Origin of the sequence: Aurantimonas sp. C2-5-R2, assembly GCF_036549495.1 — a bacterium.
In the GTDB taxonomy this organism is placed as follows: domain Bacteria; phylum Pseudomonadota; class Alphaproteobacteria; order Rhizobiales; family Rhizobiaceae; genus Aurantimonas; species Aurantimonas coralicida_A.
In genome coordinates this window covers 1-4,546 of record NZ_JAZHLJ010000143.1, presented here as the reverse complement: position 1 = coordinate 4,546, position 4,546 = coordinate 1, and the positions used below count along the sequence as shown (strand labels likewise).

At 60.7% G+C, this 4,546-nt stretch carries 4 protein-coding genes and 2 pseudogenes; 3 read left to right on the top strand and 3 right to left on the bottom strand.

From position 1 onward, the window contains the following. Window positions 1-50: 50 nt before the first annotated feature. The 3 genes and pseudogenes from VQ044_RS23805 to VQ044_RS23795 form a co-directional block, all read right to left on the bottom strand. A pseudogene (locus VQ044_RS23805) lies at window positions 51-221 on the bottom strand (JAB domain-containing protein); the annotation flags it as partial. Window positions 222-289: 68 nt separating this feature from the next. Then, a complete protein-coding gene (locus VQ044_RS23800) occupies window positions 290-1,492 on the bottom strand; it encodes an integrase (RefSeq protein ID WP_327650146.1) in 1,203 nt (400 codons plus the stop codon). A gap of 253 nt (window positions 1,493-1,745) precedes the next feature. Next, window positions 1,746-2,006: a helix-turn-helix domain-containing protein gene (locus VQ044_RS23795; protein WP_327650144.1), complete on the bottom strand. Its 261-nt coding sequence runs from the start codon at window positions 2,004-2,006 to the stop codon at window positions 1,746-1,748. A 7-nt stretch (window positions 2,007-2,013) separates the two neighbouring features. On the opposite strand from VQ044_RS23795, the gene VQ044_RS23790 reads away from it, so the two are divergent. The 3 genes and pseudogenes from VQ044_RS23790 to VQ044_RS23780 form a co-directional block, all read left to right on the top strand. Further along, a complete protein-coding gene (locus VQ044_RS23790; RefSeq protein ID WP_327650142.1) occupies window positions 2,014-2,535 on the top strand; it encodes a potassium transporter TrkG in 522 nt (173 codons plus the stop codon). 29 nt (window positions 2,536-2,564) lie between these two features. Further along, complete coding sequence (locus tag VQ044_RS23785; RefSeq protein ID WP_327650140.1) at window positions 2,565-3,584, top strand: IS1595 family transposase; 1,020 nt, start codon at window positions 2,565-2,567, stop codon at window positions 3,582-3,584. A 348-nt stretch (window positions 3,585-3,932) separates the two neighbouring features. Next, a pseudogene (locus VQ044_RS23780) lies at window positions 3,933-4,190 on the top strand (transposase); the annotation flags it as partial. Window positions 4,191-4,546: the final 356 nt, after the last annotated feature.

Sequence of the window (4,546 nt, the reverse complement as noted above, 5' to 3'; positions counted from 1 at the left end):
CCCGATCGGGCCCTTTCCTGTGTCGTGCCCCTCACGCCAGTGGCCTGCTTTTACTCCGCCCCACTGGCCCGGTTTTGCTCCGACGTTGACAACAATTCGAGCGCCCGCTTGACGACCTCGCGCGGATAGACCGGCGTATGGTCGACCGTGCCCGTGCCCTGCACCTCGTCGGCGATCAGGGCGTTCTTCCGGTCCAGAAACAGGATGCGGATGTGTTTCTTTGGTGCGCTAATGGTCTGTAATGCTTGAACTTTGCGGCGGGCGTCCCCCATGCGTCCCTTCGCGTCCCCTATCGGTCGTTCTCTGTTGGTTTCTCCATTCGCATGATGGCCACGCGGTTTGTCTGCGCAATCGTGCCTCGATTGTAGCGGGCGCTCGTCTGCCGGTTCCGGTGGCCCGCCGATTTCATCACGTCTGTTTCGGCGGCGCCGAGGTTGTAGGCTTCCGTGATCGCTCCGGCTCGCGCGTCCATGTTCCAGATGCCTTTCGGCAGGCCGGCCCTATCCGCAATGATGCGCCATCGCTGGGTGAAGTTGCGATGCTTGTACGGCTCGCCGGTGTTCTCTGAAATGATGATCGGCCCGACGCGCCTGTCCGCCGGCACCTTGGCGATCTCCGCAAGCACTGCCGGATGATAGGTGAGGTCGTGCTCGACATCGAATCCGGTCTTCGTATGCGTCTTGCGCAGGATCATATCTGCATCAATGTCCGACCACGTTAGCCCGTTGACCCATCTGGTGCCTTTGTACCGGATGCCGCCATCGCCATCGCCAATCGGCTCCCACTCGCCGATCACGTCCTTCTGTCGGAGCGCGAGGCCAAATTGCAGGACAGTTGCCAGCGCGATCGACGGAAAGCCTTCCGCATGTGCCGTGGCGCGGATCGCCTCGACATGGGCGGCGGTCAGGATCGCCTTGCGGGCAGGGGGAGTCGGGAAGCGGATCTTCGACAGGATCATATCCGCACGGAAACAGTCATCAAAGCCGAGCGTCACACCGTAGGCGATGAGCTGCCGCACAATGTCCATAGTGTGCTTCGCTCGCCAAGGGCGGGCAGGGGCGTCCGGTTGCTTTGGCTCGCCCCACGCGCGATGCCATCGCTTGAAGTCCGGCCCTAGCAGCTTGGCGATCTGGCGGGTCCCCACTGTCCGCTCTACGATCACGAGCGACTTGGTGACGTTTACCCGGCTGTTCCATTTCATCGAATGGTACGGCGAGTCAGCGTCCGTCTGGAACAGTCGAGAAAGGCTCGTCAGGGTGCCGTCATAGCCGGGCGTTGCGAAGTCTCCGGTGGAGGCCCACGCGAGCATTTCCGCCTGTAGGATATGGCAACGGGCGGCGATCTGACTCCGGCCTTCGTCGCTCTCGGGATAATGAAGGCGGACAGACGACGGCCGATAGCCGCGCTTCACGAGATCGCTACGCGCCATCCAGTATTCGCGGACGCTGCCATCCTTGTTGCGCTTGCGCTTTAGGCCCGGTGCGTCGGTCATGCCCAATTCTCCGCACCGTCCGCAGTTGACGGCAGCACGGATTGCCCGATGCCATGACGCCGATCCAAGAATGCTCGGACTGCCGGCCAGTATCGTGCGCCGGTCATAGGGTCGATACGCGGCAGCCCTTCGCGCTCCCAAATCACGGCCAAAGCGTCCCATTGCGGACGCATCTTCGGCCCGAGCACCCGATCGGATATCGCGGCCTCGGACTGGTAAAGCTGTGAGTTGTCGTTAGCGGCCTGACGCGGCATCACTCGCCTCCCATGTTCGGCTCGACCCATTCGCCCCACTTCTCGTGCGGGACAAACTTGGCGCCATTGGCCTCTAGCACCGGTCGGATTTTGCGCATGGTCGCCGGCTTCAGCTCGGCGCCCGTCTCAAGCTTCGTAATCGTTGCGGTGGATACGTCGGCCGCAGCGGCAAGCTCGCGGACGGTTAGGCCGGCGATAGTTCGCGCCGTTCGGTAGAGCATCATAGAGCGAAAAACCGGGTTGGGGGGTAATGGAGCCATTGCTACCTTGTATTACAAAACTGCTACAAAGTCAATACTCCTGGACACCGGGTTCAACACGATCGACATCACGGCGCTTCATGACAGCACGTCTCTGATGATGATTGCGCTCATGATCATTGGTGGTGGAAGCACCTCCACGGCAGGCGGCATCAAGGTCACGACATTTATTGTCCTTTGCCTGGCAACGATTACCTTCCTGAAGCGTCGCGAAACCATCTCCATCTTCGGCCGCAGCTTGGGGCCCGAGGAGGTGATGAAAGCCCTGGCGCTGGCAATGATCGGCATCGCAGTCCTCATCCTGGCGCTCTTCATCATGTCGATCACCAACGACGTAGACTTCCTCGACCTTCTCTTCGAGGTCGCTTCGGCACTGGGAACCGTCGGTCTATCGCGAGGCGCTACAGGCCAATTAGATACCGTCGGTCAGATCGTCATCATCGCCGTGATGTTCATCGGCAGGGCTGGCCCGCTGTCGCTTGGTTTCTTCCGTGCCTATCCGCTTTACACCCACACCCACAACATCTAGGGTGGGCGTCAAGCGGATAGGAGGCGGCTGTGGACGTTCTCGACCGAGATGACCTTCCGTTCCCGGAATCGCTTCCGGGGTTCCAGCGGCTTTTTCCTGACGATGCGGCCTGCGCCGCCTACCTGGAAAAGTCTCGATGGAATGACGGGTTCGCTTGTCCCCATTGCGGCATTGTTGACGACCCTTTCCGCTTCGAGAACCGACCCCGTGTCCTGCGGTGCCGGTCCTGCCGCACGAACACCGGCCTGACCGTTGGCACCGTCATGGAGCGCAGCCATACGCCGCTCAGCGTGTGGTTTTGGGCTGCCTATCTGGTGGCCAGCCAGACACCCGGCTTGTCTGCCGTGCAGTTCCAACGCCAGCTTGGACTGTCACGCTACGAGACGGCGTTCAGCATTCTCCACAAGCTCCGCTCCGCCATGGTGCGCCCCGATCAAGACCGTATCGGCGGCCTCGCCGACCAGCATGTCGAGGTGGATGAGACGTGGGTGGGCGGACGGACGCGCGGCGAGGGCCGTGGCGCCCATCACAAAGTGCTGGTGGCCGCCGCCGTCGAAGTGCGGCACCGTGAACCGGGCACCGCCCAGGACAACCGGCGGGACGGTCGCTACGCCGGTCGGGTGCGTCTGGCGATTGCTGCCAACCGTAGCGCCGAATCGCTGGGTGGTTTCGTCAAAAGCACCGTCGAACCCGGCACGCTGATCATTACCGACGATTGGAGCGGTTACGGCGGGCTACGGAAGGACGGCTACGATCACCACGCGATTGCACAGTGCGGCGACCCAGAAGTTTCGGAAGAGTTCATGCCCATCGTCCATCTGGTGTTCTCGAACCTGAAAACTTGGCTGAACGGCATTCACCACGGCGTCAGCGCCAAGCACCTCCAGGCATACCTCAACGAGTTCACGTTCCGCTTCAATCGCCGCTTCTACCCATTCAATGCCTTCCGGTCGCTCCTTGGGATGGCCGGCGACACGACCGCGCCGACCAGGGCGGGGTTATATTCGGGAGAGTGGCAGCATCCTACATGTTGTGGGTATGGGCGTTAAGCGGATAGGCACGGTTTCTTCCTAGGAACAAGAGCAACCCCGAAAATCCGGTATCCGTCCAGCCGTGTCTATCTCGGATAGTCAGCGAGTTTCGACTTCAACGCAACGCCAGTTCACCCGACCTCGGAAAGGACGTGGATCAAGTTCTCGCAAGATTTTTCCTACGGCTTTGCTAGCAAAATGCCATGTGACTTCGTCACCAAACCGCTGGGTATTGATGCCCCGGTCATGACAACGATCAAAAGCCGCACGGCCATATTTCCACTTTTAGAGGCCGTTTCGAAAGGGGTTGAGTGGTCGAGGTGCGCGTGATTCCAAACGGTTGTCGAAGCCGGTTTGGAGATTGTCATGTGGACCACGACCACCCGCAAACAGCATAGCCGCTCTGCGGCGCGATACCAGACCGATCTGACGGATGCCGAGTGGCGGCTGATCGAGCCGCGCCTCCCGGCTGCCCACAAGACGGGGCGCCCTCGCGCCTGGTCGATGCGCGAGATCGTCAACGCCATTTTCTACGTGCTTCGCGGCGGGATCGCCTGGCGGCTCCTGCCATCCGACTTTCCACCGTGGCCGACCGTCTACCGCTGGTTCGCCACCTTTCGCGACGGCTCGGTTGCGTATTTCACCGCATCGTGAGCACGGATTTCACCGCATCGTGAGCAGAGATTTCGGGGGATCGTGAGCAACGATTTCAGATGATCGTGAGCACCTTTTCGAGGGTGCGGGCTGCTTCGGACGACAACTCAACNTGCGTATTTCACCGCATCGTGAGCACGGATTTCACCGCATCGTGAGCAGAGATTTCGGGGGATCGTGAGCAACGATTTCAGATGATCGTGAGCACCTTTTCGAGGGTGCGGGCTGCTTCGGACGACAACTCAACCGGTCTACGGGATGCCTCGTTCAACCAACGAGGAAGCCTGATGCCAACCCAGAGATTGTCGATGCGCCGGATCAGAGAA